Annotated in this window: 19 protein-coding genes and 3 tRNA genes; 13 read left to right on the plus strand and 9 right to left on the minus strand. The window is 34.4% G+C overall.

Annotation, left to right across the window (positions count from 1 at the left end; translation table 11 throughout):
- Positions 1-92: 92 nt before the first annotated feature.
- Positions 93-812: a hypothetical protein gene (locus tag AAC601_RS08250; protein ID WP_303268667.1), complete on the minus strand. Its 720-nt coding sequence runs from the start codon at positions 810-812 to the stop codon at positions 93-95.
- A 237-nt stretch (positions 813-1,049) separates the two neighbouring features.
- Between AAC601_RS08250 and AAC601_RS08255 the strand changes: the two genes are divergently transcribed.
- The 3 genes from AAC601_RS08255 to AAC601_RS08265 all read left to right on the plus strand — a co-directional run bounded on the left by AAC601_RS08255 (position 1,050) and on the right by AAC601_RS08265 (position 1,542).
- Positions 1,050-1,122, plus strand: a tRNA-Lys gene (locus AAC601_RS08255).
- 189 nt (positions 1,123-1,311) lie between these two features.
- Positions 1,312-1,384: transfer RNA gene (locus AAC601_RS08260), tRNA-Lys, on the plus strand.
- Positions 1,385-1,458: 74 nt separating this feature from the next.
- Positions 1,459-1,542, plus strand: a tRNA-Leu gene (locus AAC601_RS08265).
- A 126-nt stretch (positions 1,543-1,668) separates the two neighbouring features.
- On the opposite strand, the gene AAC601_RS08270 is transcribed toward AAC601_RS08265, so the two are convergent.
- Positions 1,669-3,039, minus strand: coding sequence for a cystathionine beta-synthase (locus AAC601_RS08270; protein WP_340152991.1), 1,371 nt, complete (start codon positions 3,037-3,039; stop codon positions 1,669-1,671).
- A 139-nt stretch (positions 3,040-3,178) separates the two neighbouring features.
- Between AAC601_RS08270 and AAC601_RS08275 the strand changes: the two genes are divergently transcribed.
- Both AAC601_RS08275 and AAC601_RS08280 read left to right on the plus strand, forming a co-directional pair.
- Entirely contained in the window at positions 3,179-3,481 is a 303-nt protein-coding gene (locus tag AAC601_RS08275; RefSeq protein WP_340152992.1) for a hypothetical protein, read from the plus strand.
- Positions 3,482-3,538: 57 nt separating this feature from the next.
- On the plus strand, positions 3,539-3,829 hold the full coding sequence (locus tag AAC601_RS08280; protein WP_303268671.1) for a hypothetical protein: 291 nt from the start codon (positions 3,539-3,541) through the stop codon (positions 3,827-3,829).
- Here AAC601_RS08280 and AAC601_RS08285 read toward each other — a convergent pair.
- The 3 genes from AAC601_RS08285 to AAC601_RS08295 are packed head-to-tail and all read right to left on the minus strand — an operon-like array spanning position 3,826 to position 6,858.
- Entirely contained in the window at positions 3,826-4,755 is a 930-nt protein-coding gene (locus tag AAC601_RS08285; RefSeq protein WP_340152993.1) for an aspartate carbamoyltransferase catalytic subunit, read from the minus strand. The two genes, AAC601_RS08280 and AAC601_RS08285, sit on opposite strands and share 4 nt — an antisense overlap.
- Positions 4,752-5,300, minus strand: coding sequence for a bifunctional pyr operon transcriptional regulator/uracil phosphoribosyltransferase PyrR (gene pyrR / locus AAC601_RS08290; RefSeq protein WP_340152994.1), 549 nt, complete (start codon positions 5,298-5,300; stop codon positions 4,752-4,754). Before pyrR ends, AAC601_RS08285 begins: the two co-directional genes overlap by 4 nt.
- A 31-nt stretch (positions 5,301-5,331) precedes the next feature.
- Positions 5,332-6,858 (minus strand): hypothetical protein, encoded by a 1,527-nt coding sequence (locus AAC601_RS08295; RefSeq protein WP_340152995.1) that lies wholly within the window; start codon positions 6,856-6,858, stop codon positions 5,332-5,334.
- 130 nt (positions 6,859-6,988) lie between these two features.
- On the opposite strand from AAC601_RS08295, the gene polX reads away from it, so the two are divergent.
- Both polX and AAC601_RS08305 read left to right on the plus strand, forming a co-directional pair.
- A complete protein-coding gene (gene polX / locus AAC601_RS08300) occupies positions 6,989-8,701 on the plus strand; it encodes a DNA polymerase/3'-5' exonuclease PolX (RefSeq protein WP_303268677.1) in 1,713 nt (570 codons plus the stop codon).
- A 3-nt stretch (positions 8,702-8,704) separates the two neighbouring features.
- On the plus strand, positions 8,705-9,724 hold the full coding sequence (locus tag AAC601_RS08305) for a glycosyltransferase family 9 protein (RefSeq protein ID WP_303268678.1): 1,020 nt from the start codon (positions 8,705-8,707) through the stop codon (positions 9,722-9,724).
- Here the strand turns inward: AAC601_RS08305 and AAC601_RS08310 are convergent.
- Positions 9,721-10,068 (minus strand): YraN family protein, encoded by a 348-nt coding sequence (locus AAC601_RS08310; protein WP_303268679.1) that lies wholly within the window; start codon positions 10,066-10,068, stop codon positions 9,721-9,723. The genes AAC601_RS08305 and AAC601_RS08310 overlap by 4 nt on opposite strands.
- Positions 10,069-10,131: 63 nt before the next feature.
- Here AAC601_RS08310 and AAC601_RS08315 point away from each other — a divergent pair, with 63 nt between their 5' ends.
- From AAC601_RS08315 to AAC601_RS08330, 4 genes are all read left to right on the plus strand, one after another.
- Positions 10,132-11,127 (plus strand): bifunctional phosphoglucose/phosphomannose isomerase, encoded by a 996-nt coding sequence (locus AAC601_RS08315; protein ID WP_303268680.1) that lies wholly within the window; start codon positions 10,132-10,134, stop codon positions 11,125-11,127.
- 3 nt (positions 11,128-11,130) lie between these two features.
- Entirely contained in the window at positions 11,131-11,859 is a 729-nt protein-coding gene (gene lipB / locus AAC601_RS08320) for a lipoyl(octanoyl) transferase LipB (protein WP_303268681.1), read from the plus strand.
- Positions 11,856-12,257, plus strand: a complete 402-nt coding sequence (locus AAC601_RS08325; protein ID WP_303268682.1) for a hypothetical protein — start codon at positions 11,856-11,858, stop codon at positions 12,255-12,257. Before lipB ends, AAC601_RS08325 begins: the two co-directional genes overlap by 4 nt.
- Before the next feature lie 62 nt (positions 12,258-12,319).
- Positions 12,320-13,159: a transporter substrate-binding domain-containing protein gene (locus AAC601_RS08330; protein ID WP_303268683.1), complete on the plus strand. Its 840-nt coding sequence runs from the start codon at positions 12,320-12,322 to the stop codon at positions 13,157-13,159.
- Here AAC601_RS08330 and msrB read toward each other — a convergent pair whose 3' ends face one another.
- Together msrB and AAC601_RS08340 are read right to left on the minus strand one after the other, a co-directional pair.
- Positions 13,160-13,603 carry a peptide-methionine (R)-S-oxide reductase MsrB gene (msrB, locus tag AAC601_RS08335; RefSeq protein ID WP_340152996.1) on the minus strand — a complete coding sequence of 148 codons (444 nt, stop codon included), beginning with the start codon at positions 13,601-13,603 and terminating at the stop codon, positions 13,160-13,162.
- Between the two features lie 162 nt (positions 13,604-13,765).
- Entirely contained in the window at positions 13,766-13,957 is a 192-nt protein-coding gene (locus AAC601_RS08340; RefSeq protein WP_013452942.1) for a cold shock domain-containing protein, read from the minus strand.
- 183 nt (positions 13,958-14,140) lie between these two features.
- Between AAC601_RS08340 and AAC601_RS08345 the strand changes: the two genes are divergently transcribed.
- Positions 14,141-15,238, plus strand: coding sequence for an esterase-like activity of phytase family protein (locus tag AAC601_RS08345; RefSeq protein WP_340152997.1), 1,098 nt, complete (start codon positions 14,141-14,143; stop codon positions 15,236-15,238).
- Between the two features lie 72 nt (positions 15,239-15,310).
- Complete coding sequence (locus tag AAC601_RS08350) at positions 15,311-15,688, plus strand: PH domain-containing protein (protein WP_303268689.1); 378 nt, start codon at positions 15,311-15,313, stop codon at positions 15,686-15,688.
- A gap of 92 nt (positions 15,689-15,780) precedes the next feature.
- Here the strand turns inward: AAC601_RS08350 and AAC601_RS08355 are convergent, their stop codons facing one another.
- Positions 15,781-17,175 carry a S41 family peptidase gene (locus tag AAC601_RS08355; RefSeq protein WP_340152998.1) on the minus strand — a complete coding sequence of 465 codons (1,395 nt, stop codon included), beginning with the start codon at positions 17,173-17,175 and terminating at the stop codon, positions 15,781-15,783.
- Between the last annotated feature and the right edge of the window lie 23 nt (positions 17,176-17,198).

Raw genomic sequence — 17,198 nt, forward strand, 5'->3', positions numbered from 1 at the left:
TTTCCAGAAATTTCAATAGTCTATTGATACTAACATCAACATTAATGCCCAACTCAAACCTGTCAGGTCTTGGCAAAGCCTCAAAAATAATCCTATAAACTTTTAATTTGTGATGTTTTGATGTACGCCACTTTATCTTCAAAAACCACTTTACTCCAAACATCAATTTGATCCTTTACTTGGACTTTTGCTGGTGAATTTACTTTTTCAATCAAATTTGCTCCTGATGAAGGACCTTCCAAAAGGAAACTTGGTGTACTAATTATAATAGCTTCTGATTTTCCTTGGTAATTGTTTAATAATGCAATTACTAAAATGGGAAAAATAGTAAATGCAAAGTAACTCCTTTTTTTGGTAGCTGATTTTTGATTTTTAATCATCATGCCAAAACCAAAGAGTAATAAAATTGAAAGGAAAGATTGTAGGTATATCTTCCATTCTTTATAAAATAAATCAGCTTTATAGCTTAATCCATATTCAAATCCAATAGCATTCTTTTTCTCTGTAGTTTCTTTAAGATATTGCAAGGCTGTTTCGTCTTTAGTTTGTTGGAAATAGTTTTCTAAATAGAAAATAGAATTTCCGATATTACCCATACCTTCTTCAATTCTTGCTAGCTTTAAGAGCATTGCAGGGCTAGATTTTCCCTCCTTATAAATTTTATCGTAAATTTTTATTGCACTAATATATTGTTTTTTTTCATATAGAGAATCGGCCATAACTAATTCCTTTTCAAGGGACTGTGTAAGACCGATATTGCTATTTGCAGTAAAAAGAATCAGTAGCCAAATCAGAATTTTAAACTTTTGCATTTGCATTTTATTAATTAGTACTTACCTTTGCAACGCAATTAAGGAAAACGACTCCTTAAAAGCAATAAAAATACTCTTTACTCAATGAATCGAGTGAGTTAATTAAACGAATTAACAAGAGATAAATTTTAATGTTAATGACTCGCTAGCTCAGCTGGTAGAGTATCCCGACTGAAAGAGTCGGGAGGGTCTTGGGTTCCGAACCCAAGAAAGAGAAAGTGTATTGATGAAATAAATGACTCGCTAGCTCAGCTGGTAGAGCACATCCCTTTTAAGGATGGGGTCTTGGGTTCGAACCCCAAGCGGGTCACTTTTTTTGAATTGTGAAAACAATTTTAAATAACAAATTCTTTATAAAGCTCTAGTTAAGTGAACTAGGGCATTTTTTTTCTTTAAAAAACAACTTGCTGGCTCTTCTGGTAGAGTATCCCGACTACAAGAGTCGGGAGGGTCTTGGGTTCCGAACCCAAGAAAGAGAAAGTGTATTGATGAAATAAATGACTCGCTAGCTCAGCTGGTAGAGCACATCCCTTTTAAGGATGGGGTCTTGGGTTCGAACCCCAAGCGGGTCACATTTGCGAAACCTATCTATTGAGAAATAGATAGGTTTTTTAGTTTTAGGATGTATATTTGCCTCTAGAGTGAAGCGCACGTGGTGAAATTGGTAGACACGCCACCTTGAGGGGGTGGTGGGCGAAAGCCCGTGGAAGTTCGAATCTTCTCGTGCGCACAAAAAAAGACTAATTAAAATTAAAACCTATAAAAGAAAAATAGCATCATGAATATTCATGATGCTATCTAAATGTTTATTATTGTAAAACTGTAACGCTATTTTAGGACGTCACAATGCTAGTTTTTAATCTGCAAAAGCCATTAGCAAATCTTGCTTAGTAATGATATGAGCCTCATTTCTATCATCTAAGATCATCAAGGCCTTATCTCCATGATTCATCATAGAAGAAATTGTGTCTACAGTCGTGTTCATTGCAATGAATTTAAAGGGATCATCCATTATTTCTGCAATTGGCTTGTCTCTCAAATCAGGGTTTTCAACTAGTTTATTTAATAATTTAGTGTCTGAAATACTTCCTACAAATTCATCAGATTTTGTAACAGGTAATTGAGATATGGAAAGTTCATCTAATAACCTTACAACTTCTCCAATCTTCTTTTCACTGTCAATACTAATTAATTTGTAGCTTTTACTTCTTTTCTTAATTATATCCTTGGCTGTAGCATAATCATTATTTTCAATAAAGCCATGATCACGCATCCAATCATCATTGTAAATTTTACCTAAATATCGAGTTCCGTGATCGGGTAAAATTATCACCATTACATCATCTTCTTTCATGTGTTCCTCTGCGTACTCAAGTGCACCATGTACAGCTGAACCACAAGACCATCCACAAAAAAGACCTTCTTCTCTAGCCAATCTTCTAGTCATAATTGCCCCATCTTTATCAGTCACTTTTACAAAATGGTCAATCATGGCGAAGTCCACATTTTTAGGCAATATATCTTCCCCTATACCTTCTGTCAAGTATGGATAAATTTCTTTTTCGTCAAAAACGCCTGTTTCTTTATATTTCTTAAATACTGAGCCATAGGAATCTATTCCAATGCTTCGTATTTCCGGGTTTTGTTCTTTTAAATATCTCGAAGTACCGCACATTGACCCACCTGTTCCAACGCCAGCTGCCCAATGCGTTATTTTGCCCTCTGTTTGTTCCCAAATTTCAGGTCCAGTTGTTTCATAATGTGCCCGTGCGTTGGACATATTATCATATTGGTTTGGATAAATAGAGTTAGGAGTATCCTGGTGTATTTTTTTGGCCACAGAATAATACGATCTGGGATCGTCTGGACTCACGTTGGTAGGGCAAACAATGACTTCCGCTCCCATGGCGCGAAGAATGTCCATTTTTTCTTTAGACTGCTTGTCAGCCAAGGTGAAAACGCATTTGTAACCTTTAGAGATAGCAGCTAATGCTAAGCCCATCCCTGTGTTGCCAGATGTCCCTTCAATTATAGTACCTCCGGGTTTCAGTTTACCTTCTTTTTCAGCATCTTCAACCATTTTGATCGCCATACGATCTTTCATGGAGTTGCCGGGATTGAAATATTCAACTTTAACCAGAATTGTACCTGGTATTCCCTTGTTGACCTTATTTAATTTTACCAATGGAGTGTTGCCAATGGTCTCTATAATAGAGTTGTAGTACATTTTTTAATAGTTTGCTTTCCGCAAAGTTAGTTATTTATAATCATCATTGAAATGTGACGTATGTAATATTCATATTCTTTTAAGAAGAACAGTCAGTTTTAAAGTGGCGTTATTTGTCAAGTATTAAATAAAAAAAAATATGCAGAGCCTTAATCCACAAATCTTATTTAAAATCAGTGAGTTGTCAGACTACGGTTACAACAATAGTTTTCAATTTGAAAACGGAGAATTGGTATTAAGAAAAGAAGTAGAAGAGCGTAAAATTGAAAAGCATTATGTTGCAGAACAAGTTTCTGTTGAAGCTGAGTACTTATATGAAGATAAAGGATCCGCTGTAATTACTTTCATGACCAACGATGGTGAGTTGGGTTATGCTATTGATACTATGGATCCAACAGGTCAATTCCCATTACTCAAATATTTTGAGGCTATAGAAGAATAATGTTCTTTAACAATATTTTATTGTATCCGTTGATTTACCAAAACAAACAATGTAATTATGGATCCAATGAAAACAGTGGCTCAAAAGATAGATGAATTGAAAGAGAAGGGGTTTGTTGAAAACTTTTTCTTTGAAAATGGGAAGCTTCAAACTGAAAGTGATGCCTTTGAGCAAAACGACATTAAAGAGATAAAAGAATATAGATTTGAAGGTAAATCCAACCCTGATGACTTGTCGATTTTATACCAGATTACTACGAAGTCTGGAAAAAAAGGAACAATAGCGGATGGGTTTGGCCCAAATGCAAATCAAGAACTAACAGAATTTGTATTACAGGCAGAATCTTAATTCTGCCTTTTTTGTGCCAGTAGGTATAACACAGCCATCCTGATGGCAACCCCATTTTCAACTTGATTGAGGATAATAGACTGCTTTGAATCTGCAACATCACTACTGATCTCTACCCCTCGGTTTATTGGACCAGGGTGCATCAAAATGATCTCCTTGCCTAATCCATCCAATAACTTTTTATTTACTCCATAATAAAGAGAATATTCCCTTAGAGACGGGAAGTATTTCAATTGTTGCCTTTCGAGCTGAATTCTCAAAATATTGGCAATATCGCACCATTCTAAGGCTTCTTTAACATCCCAACTTATTTCTACTCCCAATTCGGATATATATCTGGGTAGAAGAGTGGCAGGCCCACAAACCATTACCTCTGCCCCGAGTTTTTTTAGTGCGTAAATATTTGATAATGCGACTCTGGAGTGTAAGATGTCGCCAATGATTGCAACTTTTTTTCCTTTAAGATCTTGAATTTGCTCTCTTATTGAATAAGTATCTAGTAATGCTTGAGTAGGATGTTCATGAGTACCGTCACCTGCATTTACAATATTTGCTTGAATATTTCGTGCTAAAAAATGTGCTGCTCCCGGACTTGAATGTCTCATCACAACCATATCCACTTTCATGGATAAGATGTTATTGACAGTATCAAGAAGAGTCTCTCCTTTCTTTACAGAGCTATTAGAAGAGGAGAAATTAACCACATCTGCAGATAGTCGTTTCTCTGCCAATTCAAATGATAATTTGGTTCGAGTAGAATTTTCGAAAAATATATTAGCAATGGTTATATCTCTGAGTGAGGGGACTTTCTTTATGGGTCTATTGATAACTTCTTTAAAGTGGTCTGCAGTCTGAAAAATCAATTGAATATCATCAGCTGTTAAGTCTTTGATACCCAATAAATGATTTACACTTAAATTTGTCATTGTTCTTCGTTTGTCACTAACCAGATTTTATCATTTTCTGCGCCTTGATCCGTCCACTCCACTAACACCCGTTGCGTCTTGATTGTATTTACTTTTCTACCAACATAGTCAGCTTGAATAGGTAAATCTCGAGTATATTTCCTGTCAATAAACGTTAATAATTCAACGAGTCTGGGCCTGCCAAAAGCGATCATAGCATCTAAGGCCGCCCTTACTGTTCTTCCTGTGAATAGGACATCATCAATTAAGATCACTTTTTTATCTTCAATAATGAAAGGAATTTTTGTAGCATTTGCTTGCAGCGGAGTGTCCCGTCTTCTAAAGTCATCTCGATAAAATGTGGTATCCAATAAGCCCAAGGGGAGGTCTTTATTGAGACGTTCATTTAATCTTTTTTGAATTCTTTGGGCTAAGAATTTACCCCTTGGTTGCAAACCAATTAATACAGTGTTCTGAAAGTCTTTGTGATTTTCAATCAGTTCTTCCACTAACCTGTTTATGGTTATTTGCAGCAGATCGGTATCTAGGATTAGACGTTTTTCCATGGCGCTGGGGCAAAGATAGTAAACTAGCTATTTATTCGACCACGATTTTATTGATAAAAAATACTTTTCTGTTCAATTTTATATTTTTTTCTTTTAGATTTTTAACTCTATTTACCCCATAAGCATAAAAATTATTACCATACCACTGCTTCAAGCCTTCTAATTCTTCATCATTGCTTTTCATTTCATCACTTTCATACATTAATTTTAGGCTTTCAGTAAATTTACCTTCAATTAATTCGCTGCCTTTTATGACTTTAATTTTCAGCTCTTGATTAAAGAGATATAGCATCACAATTTCATTTTCAAGAAAAGCTAGATGAACATGTTCTTCCAGCTGGAAGCTTTTTAGGTCATTGATTTCAAAGCTATTATCCCAAAGTAATTTTCCGTCATCATCGAAGGCAATGATGACAGCATGCGTATATTTATATCCATCGAATACTTGAGAACTCGTATTATTGAAAACTGCGTCATAAGTATAAGATGAATAACCATAACCACTAGATCTATTAGAGTAGGTCGGGTAATAAGCTTCTCCAATTAATATATTCTGATTATCTTGTCTGACTATATCTTGAACAAATAGTCTATAACTGAATCTTAGCTTTTTTCCTTTAATTTTCTTCCTAGCGATTCGCTTTAGCACTCTGTCCTTCCGTCTTTCCTTCATGTAGTTGAAAAAGTTTTCTAAATTGGCGTAGTTGTAATATCTAATTTTGTCTTGATTCTCTCGTTCAAGATCAGCAACATAGATTCCTCGGGAAGTTTCTGTTCTTCTTTTGATTGAATAAGTACCAGCTAGTAGATTTCCACCGTCACTGCTGTTAATAATTCGTCCGTCAGTAAGACTTAAGTCATCTTTCGCCTGTAGATTTTCTTGGAAAATCGGTTCTCCCATGGTGTTGAAAGCCCGAACAGTAATTCCATATCTTTTGCTCGGTAAGCGGTCAGAGGTAATGACCCGTATCCAATCATCATCTGTTTTCGACACAATTTGCAAAAGTGAGCTTCTTTCATCATAAAAACCAGGCAAGACCACCCCTCGTTTTGCTGTAAAATTGTACATCAATACCACAGTCCGCATATTTACGTTACCACCTAGAACCACTGCATCATTTTTAACTTCAAATTCACTTAATCTGATAGGCACAACATTTTCATATACATATGATTTGAAAGTATCGCTGTTTATGGAAAAAGTTAGAAACAGCAGATCTTTTGCAAAATCATACCCTTCCTGGAAAAGCATTACAAATTGACCGTTGTCATAACTGTAGCCCCGAAATGAAAATTTATTATTGATTATTACTTCACTTCTATTTACTTCCTGGAGACTAGTGTCAAGTCTGATAATTTCCCAAATTGATTCGTTATCTTCTGTTCTTTTGTCCATTTCTTTAAAAAGGAAAAGTCCATTTTCTTTAGCGGAAACAATATAGTACTCATCAGTAAAATTATCGATTTCAATTTCATACCTTAAAGGCTGTGAAATTTGACCTATTACGGATTCACCAAATGACAATATTATTATCAGGAATACAAATTTTAAGTGCATATTAAAAGTCATGATATTTTATTCATTCGTAGTAACTTATCTACATCTCTATTGTTAAAAGAAAAAAATACAGAAGCTATCCATTATCCTTCTCAATATATCCTTTAATTTTACAAAAAATCAAGAAGCTTTGGAAAATAAACAAATTATAAAAATTTTAAAGAATACCGCCAAACTCATGGAGCTTCATGGCGAGAATGATTTTAAAATTAAAAGTTACCAATCTGCTATTTTTAAGCTCGAGAGATTTAATAAAAGTTTGGCGGGAATGGATTTAACGGAACTTCAAAATATTGAAGGAGTTGGAAAAAGTTTAGCCCAGTCTATTACTCAAATTAGCCAAAATGGTTCTTTTGATGTTTTTGACGAATTAAGCAATAAAACACCTGAGGGCATTTTGGAAATGATTCAATTAAGTGGCTTTGGACCCAAAAAAATAAAATTGATTTGGGATCAGTTAAATATTGATAATCTGGAGGATCTTCTGATTGCTTGTAAAGAAAATAGAGTAGCTTCACTAAAAGGTTTTGGAGAAAAGACTCAAGTCAAATTGATGGAGGCAGTTGAATTTAAATTGAATTGGAGAGGATATGTCCACTACAGAGAAGCCATTCAATTGGCTGAAAAAATCATTGAAGATTTAGTAAAGATCGAAGGAGTCATTGAACTGTCCATTACATCAGATTTGAGACGAAAGATGGAGGTCATTAAGCCTCTTGAGCTATTGATTGCCACTGAAAATAAGGCCAAACTTGTGCAATTTGTTGCCAAAAATGAAAATTATGAATTAGATAAAAAAAATTCGGGGCCTTTAAGTTTAAGATTTAAATTCAAGCCTTTGAAAGCTGAAATTAAGCTAATTTTTACAAGCAAGAATCAGTTCACCAATGAACTATTTAAAACTACAGCAAATCCTAAACATTTGAATTTTGAATTAGAGGACGGAAAGACTTTCCATTCTATTTTAAATGAAAAACTGTTTGCTTCTGAAGAAGAAATCTATAAAGCCGCAGGACTTCCTTTTATCGTTCCCGAATTGCGAGAAGGCTTGTGGGAATTTGATTGGGCAAAGGAAAAAAAGATGCCTGCCTTAGTCGAGATGAAAGATTTGAAAGGGATTTTACATAATCATAGTACATACAGTGATGGTAAAAATTCTTTGGAAGAAATGGCGGTTTATTGCAAAGACTTAGGATATGAGTACTTAGGTATAAGCGATCATAGTAAAACAGCAACTTATGCCAATGGATTGCAAGAATTTAGAGTCAAAAAGCAGCATGAAGAAATTGATGAACTAAACAAGAAGCTAGCTCCATTTAAGATTTTCAAAGGAATTGAATCCGATATTTTGAATGATGGTTCCTTGGATTATGCTAATGATGTGTTAGAAAGTTTCGATTTTGTAGTATCGTCTATCCATTCACCGCTAAGCATGGATGAAAAAACGGCAACAGAGCGGTTGTTAAATGCTATAGCTAATCCCTTTACAACCATACTAGGGCATCCTACGGGAAGATTGTTACTGCAAAGAAAGGGGTATCCAATCAATCACAAAGCTGTTATAGATGCCTGTGCTGAATATGGAGTTGTGATTGAAATTAATGCGCATCCCTGGCGCCTGGATTTGGACTGGAGGTATGTCCGATATGCATTGGATCAAGGTGTACAAATTTCAATAAATCCTGATGCTCATGAAACAATTGGATATCACGATATGTATTATGGACTCTGCGTTGGTAGAAAAGCGGGTCTAACAGCTAAGGATACTTTAAATGCCAAGAGCTTGAATGATTTGTCGAAATATTTTAAAGACCGTAAAGCGTCTGCACTTTCAAAAGTTTAAAATTTGAAAAATATAAATAAAGTTTTAATTGTACGCTTTTCATCTATAGGTGATATTGTGCTTACCACACCTGTTGTAAGGGCAGTAAAATTACAGTTAAATAATGTGGAAGTTCATTTCGCTACTAAAAATAGTTACGCGAGTATTCTGGAAAATAATCCCTATATAGATAAGGTTCATCAATTAGATAATGATTTAAACGATTTGGTTTCTAGATTAAAATTAGAAAACTTTGATTATGTAGTTGATTTACATAATAACCTTAGAACTCGCATTATAAAGTTAAGATTAGGTTTGCCATCAAAATCCTTTGACAAATTAAATTGGGAGAAGTGGTTAATGGTCAATATGAAAGTCAATAAGCTGCCTAATCAGCATATTGTTGATAGGTATCTGGAAGCTGCTTCAGCATTAGGGGTTAAAAAAGATCAGTTTGGTTTAGATTATTTCATTCCTGAGAAAGATGAAGTGGAAACTACCTGGTTGCCAGAAACTCACCAAAAGGAATACGTAGCTTACGTGATTGGTGCACAGCATAACACCAAAAAATTACCATTTAAGCGAATGGTGGAATTATGTGATAAAATTAATAAGCCAATTATCTTGTTAGGTGGCCCAGAAGATGCAGCAATGGGGGAGCGGGTTGAACAGTTTTTCAAACAGACCGATGATTCTGCTGCTTATGAAGAGAAGTTAACTGAAATGGGTAAAAAAGCTAAAATATTTAATGCATGTGGAAAATTTAATTTAAATCAATCAGCTTCTTTGGTTAAAAATGCTTCTTACGTCTTCTCGCACGATACTGGTCTAATGCATATAGCGGCTGCGTTTAAGAAGAATATATTTTGTATTTGGGGTAATACCATTCCCATGTTTGGGATGTATCCGTACAAGGCCAAATTTACGATATTAGAAAATACAAAAGTGAATTGCAGGCCCTGTTCGAAAATAGGTTTTCAAAAATGTCCTAAGGGCCATTTTAATTGTATGAATAAAATTGTATTTGATTTTTGGTTGCCTTAATGGAAAGCGTCTTCTATATGATAGTGGTTGTCAGGATTATTTAAATCAATGCTTAAGACATCGAATCGTATATCTTTCTGCCAATTTATTGCAAAAATGTAATTTTCAGCCGCTTCCAGTATTTTATTGATCTTTCCCTGGTTTACTCTTTCTTCAGGAAATCCATGTTTAAAAGAATGTAAAGCCTTTACTTCTATAAAGATAAGTAAGTTGTTATGCAGACCAATAATGTCAATTTCAGCTCTTCTAAACCTATAATTTCTCTCTAAAATTTCAAAACCTTTAGATTTCAGTATATTTATTGCAAAATCTTCTCCCTTATCTCCTATTTCTTTCGTGTTCATGTTGAAGATGTCATTCTAATATTATATTTGTAAATCGAAAAAAAACTGAACTAAATAACCATTGTGATAAAATTAATAAAAACTTTTCCAGAGCAACTTAAAGAAGCATTGGAATTAACAAATCAAATTAACCCAAATGACTTTTCCAAAGAAGATATTCAGCATATCGCTATCAGTGGAATGGGAGGGTCTGGAATTGGAGTCCATCTTGTGAAAAGCATAGTAGAGAATCACTGCAGTTTACCTGTTACTTTGATTCAAGGATATAATTTACCAGCATGGTTAAACAGCAATACATTATTTATTGCATGTTCTTATAGTGGAAATACTGAAGAGACGCTAACGTTATTAGAACTGGCAAATAAAAGGACGAATCATATTTTTTCAATTACAACTGGCGGGGCATTAAAATCGATATCTGACAAGGGTAAAATCCCACAATATAATTTTTCAGGTGAAGCTAAGTGTCCAAGGGCAGGACTTGCGTATCCATCAGTATCAATTTTAATGCTACTTCAGAAATTGGGTTTTTGTCCAGGTTTAGAAATTGAGGTAGAAATAAAGTCTTCTATATCCCTGCTAGATAAGCTTCAACCTGAAATACAATCAGAAGCAGAGAAATTGTCAAAACGAATCAAAGGTTTTTTCACTTTACTATATGCAGATCAAAGGTTTTTTCCTGCTGTTTTGAGGTTTCAGCAACAATTGGCAGAGAATAGTAAGCAGTTATCGCATGCGCATGTTTTTCCAGAGCTTAATCACAATGAATTAGTAGGTTGGAGATTTCCAGAGGAACATGTCAAAAGTTCTAAAGCATTGGTTTTAAGATCTGATTTTGACCATGAGCGTAATCAAAAAAGGATGAACATAAGTAAAGCAATTATAGCAGAGAAGGCAGAAGTAATTGAGCTTCATGGAAAAGGAGATAGCTTTATACAACAGTTATATTATTTCATTCATTTGATTGATTGGACAAGTTTCTATTTAGCCATGGAAAACCAAATTGATCCTTTTCCTGTTGATAACATTGACTTTTTAAAAAATAAATTAGCAGAGTAAATCGTGAATTTCAAACTCAATAAACAAACTCAGTTTCTTTCTTTAGGAATGATGGACTATAAGAAAGCCTGGGATTATCAGGAAGAATTGTTTCTCAAAACCATAGAGATAAAAACTTCTAACAGAAAGCTTGAGGAAGTAAGTCACAAAATAACTCCAAACTACCTCATTTTTTTGGAACATCCACACGTTTACACGCTTGGAAAAAGCGGTTCAGAAAGCAATCTCCTATTGGATCAAAATGGATTAAAAGAGAAGGAGGCTACCTATTATAGAATAAACAGGGGGGGAGACATTACCTACCACGGACCAGGACAGATTGTTGGCTATCCTATTTTAGATTTAGATAATTTCTTCACTGATATTCATAAATATTTAAGATTATTGGAGGAGGCTGTTATCCTCACTTTGAAAGATTATGGGATTGACTCTGGTAGGATAAAAGGCTTAACAGGTGTTTGGTTAGACTACGAGGAAGGCGCTACAAACCCTAGGAAAATTTGTGCTTTAGGTGTGAAATCAAGCAGATGGGTTACTATGCATGGCTTTGCTTTTAATGTGAATACAAATTTAGATTACTTTAAGAATATTATTCCGTGTGGAATCGAGGATAAAGCGGTTACGTCTATGGAAGCCGAACTAGGGGAGAAGCAAGATTTTTCTGAGGTTAGTAGCAAATTGAAGCAATACATTGCAGAACTATTTGAAATGAAATTGTTGGAAGAGATATGAAAAAAGATATTGATTTTTCACCTGTAACGGGTGTAGAGTTAGTAATTACTCGATCGGAAAATGAGGGAAATGCCCAGTGGGATGTTTATCTTATTAATAAAAACCTGATTGAATTAACCACTGTAATGATTACTTCGAAAGGTTATGGTGAAATCAATGGAGAAGAAAAGGAGACCTCCGTTTTACGTCATATGATTGAACAAGTGGAGCAACAAAGTTTTGAACGCATTGAGCCCATTCAACCTGAACTCTTTAAGTTGAACAATGAATATTGGGTGAGTTATTTTATTCTCGACCAGGTTTTTGATAAGAAATTTGTCTTTGTTCCTGACAGCATCCAAAAAGAGAATCTTCAATACATTCCTGAATTAGATTTGATGGGAGTTCGTCATGCCTAAGTGGCTTTGTTGAAATTTTATTCACAATTCTGTATATTGACTTTTTTTATAACCTCCTTTTTATGAAATCACTTACTATTCAACTCTTATTTTTGCTAGCTATTGCTTATTCTGGTGCCCAGGCTCAGATTAGTGGGAAAAGCTGGAATGAAGTTAAAACCGCAGGGCAAGGTGAACTTACTTGCGTTTATTATCAAACGCCTGGACTGGTTTTTGAAGAAAACGGAAAGATGCAAGGGGTATGTATTGACATTATGAATGAATTTAAAGCTTTTGTAAGTGATAAATATAAAGTAAATGTAACTTTCAATTTTGAAAAAAAGGTGCCAGTTTTTACAAATTTCATTAATACAGTGAGAAATGGTAAGAATGTGATGGGAGTTTGTAATACCAGTATTACATCGGAAAGAAAGCAGTACTTAAGTTTTAGTCCTGCTTACATGAACAATCCCTCTGTTTTACTTTCCAACCAAGATGCAGAAACGCTAAGGGATTTTTCTAATATGGCTGAAACCTTTGAAGGTTATAAAGCGATTATCATCAAAGGCTCCACGCATGAAAAGTACCTTAAGAAGATAGCAGACCAATACTATCCTAATTTGAATATCGAATATGCTAATTCTGGAACTGAAGTGAATACTAAGTTAAGGAGTAATGACAAGTATTTTACTTTAATTGACTTTACGGAGTATTTTGACGCGGTCAGGAAGAAAATGAACGTTACAAGACACCCCGTTGCTTTAGATGAACTAGAAGATCAATTAGGTTTCATTTTCCCAAAAGGAAGTGATTGGACAAAGGTATGGGAAGAATTTCTTACACCTACCTTTAAAGAAAGCGTTACCTACAAAAAGATTGTGGCAGATAATTTGGGGACGTCTTTCGTCAATCTAATTAGATAATTATTTGTCTAAAAGTTTTATTGATGCAGAATTGATGCAATATCTCAAGCCTGTTGGTTCAGGTCCATCAGGAAAGACATGGCCAAGATGAGCATCACAAACGTTGCAAAGGACTTCGACTCTCACCATTCCAAAGCTAACGTCTTTCACATATTTGATGACGTTATTTTCAAATGGTTCAGTGAAACTAGGCCAGCCCGAACTTGAATCAAATTTCAAGGTAGAATCAAAGAGAGTTGTCCCACAGCATCTGCAAGCATATTGTCCAGCCTCATGAGCTTCACAATATTCCCCAGAAAAAGCCCTTTCTGTTCCTTTTTTTCGAGTAACTCTATATTCTTCCTCAGATAGAATGTTTAGCCATTCTTCATCAGTTTTTTCAACTCTTTTCGGGGGTTGAGGACTACCGTTATTTGCAAATTTTATTACTTCGTTCCAGTTCATTCGTTAGCTATTATTTAATACAGTAATAAACTGATGAGTTGATGCTATGTTTTACTAAAATCAGAAAGTTCTTGATGGTTTAAGTAGTAGACATAAAAAAAGGTTTCCCAAATTTGAGAAACCTTGATTCAATTAAATGATCTTAAAATGTATATTTATCAATTAAGCTAATTTCACATTCACTGCATTTAAACCTTTTTTTCCGTCTTGAAGTTCATAAACAACCTCATCATTTTCTCTGATGTCATCAATTAGACCAGATACATGTACGAAATAATCTTGTTGTGTGCTCTCATCAATAATAAATCCAAAACCTTTTGAATCATTAAAGAATTTTACTGTTCCTTTATTCATTATAATAATTTTAATTTTCACAAAGCTACGTCTTTTATTTTCAATTACTATCACTTTGCTCTTTTAATTTATTATTAAGAAAATCTAAATACCAAGAATTTTTTCAGAAAAGACATAGAATTGACTAGTTCACATTTTAATTCTATTAATTTTACCAAAAAATTTACCTCCTAATTTAATAGTATGATTAGAAGTTTCTTATGCCTAATTTTTGTTGGTCTTATATCTATTTCATGTTCTAATTATCAAACTGATCAATCTATCACCAATTACACTATTGATTTTATAGATAAAATAGCTATTTCTAATTCTGATTTTGCTGATAGTACTAGATTTGGAGGCTTATCTTCAATTGACTTTTTAGGTAAAGATAATTTTGTATTGATTTCTGATGACAGATCTGAATTTTCACCAGCCAGAATCTATGAAATGAAAATAGATTTTGATTCTAGTGGAATAAAGGAGTATGCTCTTACTAAGACCACCTTTTTATCTAAAAAGGATAAGTCACATTTTGCATACAATGAGATCGATCCGGAGTCAATCAGATACAGAAAATCAACTGATACTTATTTATATGGCAGTGAAGGCGGCAGAACAAAGGAGTGGGTGAATCCATTTATTTGGGAAATAAATCGAGCAGGTGAGTTTATTTCAGCAGTGGAGGTACCTGAAATTTTTCACTTTCGCAATGAGAAAGGGTTGAGAGTTAATGGAGGATTTGAAGGTTTGACGTTTGAAAATGACACTATCATTTGGTATGCCAATGAATTGCCATTAAAGGAAGATGGTGATGAAGCTGGATTTGAAGTTGGTAGTTTTCCTGTCCGTCTGGTGCGCCATGATATTAAAAATAATAATGTTTTAGGTCAATATGCTTATAATATCAGTCATTTGGTTCAGAGACCTATTCCTGAAGGTGGTTTCTATATCAATTCAGTACCTGAATTATTGTATATTGACAATGGTAGTCTGTGGGCAATAGAAAGATCATATACCAAAGGGGTAGGGAATTTTGCGAAGCTATTTCAAATAAATCTTGAAGGCGCTACAAATATTAAGGAGGTTAATGCCTTGAGTAAAGAAGAATATAAGGCAGTAGGCAAAAAAATGATTCTGGATTTTTCAAACTTCAATCAGAAAATTGATAATGTGGAAGGGATGACTTTTGGCCCCAATTTCCCTGATGGCAGTAAAAGTCTGTTGTTTATTTCAGATGATAATTTTAATCAAGAGCAAGAAACTCAGTTGTGGTTGTTTCGTGTAAAGTATACTGATTGATTTTATTTAGATTTTAAAATAGTTAAGCCAAGAAGAAGATATTTTGCATGGTTTGTTTTTACTAAAAATAATATGAATTTCTTTTCAAACTTTCTCAATAGCTCAGGTGTTTTGGAAAATTCCAAGATAATGGAAAACTATGGACATCTTTTCCTTGATGAGGAACAGATAGAAGTAGGTTTTAAACTCAACAATGACACCTTTGTTTTTACAAATAAGAGGTTGATATTTATCGGTAAGCAAGTGATGGAAAGCACTGATATAAGTACTCTATCAATTCCATTTACTCAAATCTCTTTTTTCTCTCTGGTAACAAGTAAGAATCTAGATCCCAAGGCAATTTTAAAAATATGGCTCATTGGGCAGCAAGAACCAATTTTAGAAAAGGAATTTAATAAGTCGGTAGATGTTTACGAGGTGCAAAAGATTTTGGCAGGACATGTACTGTAACGAATACTTCAAATAGGAAAATTTGATTAAGCTATTCCGTCAATTGAGTGCTCAATTATCAGCCTAGCTTAATCAAATAAACAGTTGGAGTCTTATTTCAAGTCAATATCATAGATTCCAAACCTTCTTTTTAGCTCCATACTTCCCATAAGGTCTTTGGCAGGAATTTCCTGCAGTTTTGTCTGTCTACTGACCTCATCAGAACCAGCCAAATAGATTAAAGCCTCCCTCAATAGTTTTTCATTCACATCACCTAAATCTAGCTTTACTAAAGAATTGTCTCTTAAGGGGATGTCAGGATAAAATCCTAAATCATAATCAGATTGATTCAGGCTATTAAAAGACTTGGTAATGATAGGTTGCATTCCCCAAGTGTTGTCGGGGTTGTTCTCTTCGTAGAAACTAGTGGAACCAACATTTTTACCAACAGTCGTATCTCCTATGATAAAAGTTTCCATAAAAGGGTTTAATCCATTTATCAAAAGTTCTGATGCGGAAGCTGTTCTGGTGGATGTTAACACAGTTAGCTGCGGACTTTTAAGGTTTGAGCCTATATTTTGAGTTTTTTGAACGAATTTCCGGTTCAAAAAATCTTCACCGTACTCATCAATAAAAGCTTGTTTTAGTCCTTCGTTATAATCCCTTTTCACAAATATGTCCTGCTCGGAGATATTGGAGCCTATTAAGCTTGCCAAATTAATTGTTGCTCTTTCAGCACCGCCACCGTTGTATCTTAAGTCAAGCACAAGATGATCGATCCCTTCAGATTTGAATTGTTCAAATATTTGATCCATTTCCTCGGCATATTTGGCACTATCAGTGTCAATCCCTACTGAAAATAAATTATATACATAATAGCCTATTTTTTTATCGTTTCGTGTATAAACCGTATCAAGGTGATTAGGATTTTCAGCAAATTGTACTGCACCCAGCTCGAAATCTCCTATTTCTAAAAATTCCTCGTTTTCGAAATCATATCGCTCAATCGTTAAAGTATGGTTTTGACTGAGATTGCCAAGTTGATCTCTGTAATTATCTAAAGTCAAGGCACCCCCATTGATTTTAGTAAAAAGATCGCCCCTTTTTAGACCACTCTGCTCTGCTGGAGATCCATTTTTCACATAAGCGATTTGTCCAATCACGCCATTCTCGTTATTTGGGTCATTATATAAGATGTACTCATAGCCCGATTCTAAGGTGATTCCTTGAAGGGAATTAAGTAATTCTTGAAAATTTGGCTGAATCCAAGAAAATCTATCTTGATTTGAAAGTAAACTATAGAAAAAATCGTCAGGGCTTGCTCCATTTATACTTTTATCCGGTAAATCCTCATTCCAATAATAGTAAAGATTCATATTATCATAAATCCAATTGTTCACATATTCATTGGTTCCTTTTTCAAATTCCTCTGGCTCCGGCTCCTGTTCCCGGCAAGATGAAATCAGAATAATAGAAAAGAGCATTAAAAAAGCGAGAAGACTTTTCATTTTTGCCATAGTAGGTGGTTATT

Source organism: uncultured Marivirga sp. (assembly GCF_963974845.1).
Lineage (GTDB): Bacteria > Bacteroidota > Bacteroidia > Cytophagales > Cyclobacteriaceae > Marivirga > Marivirga harenae.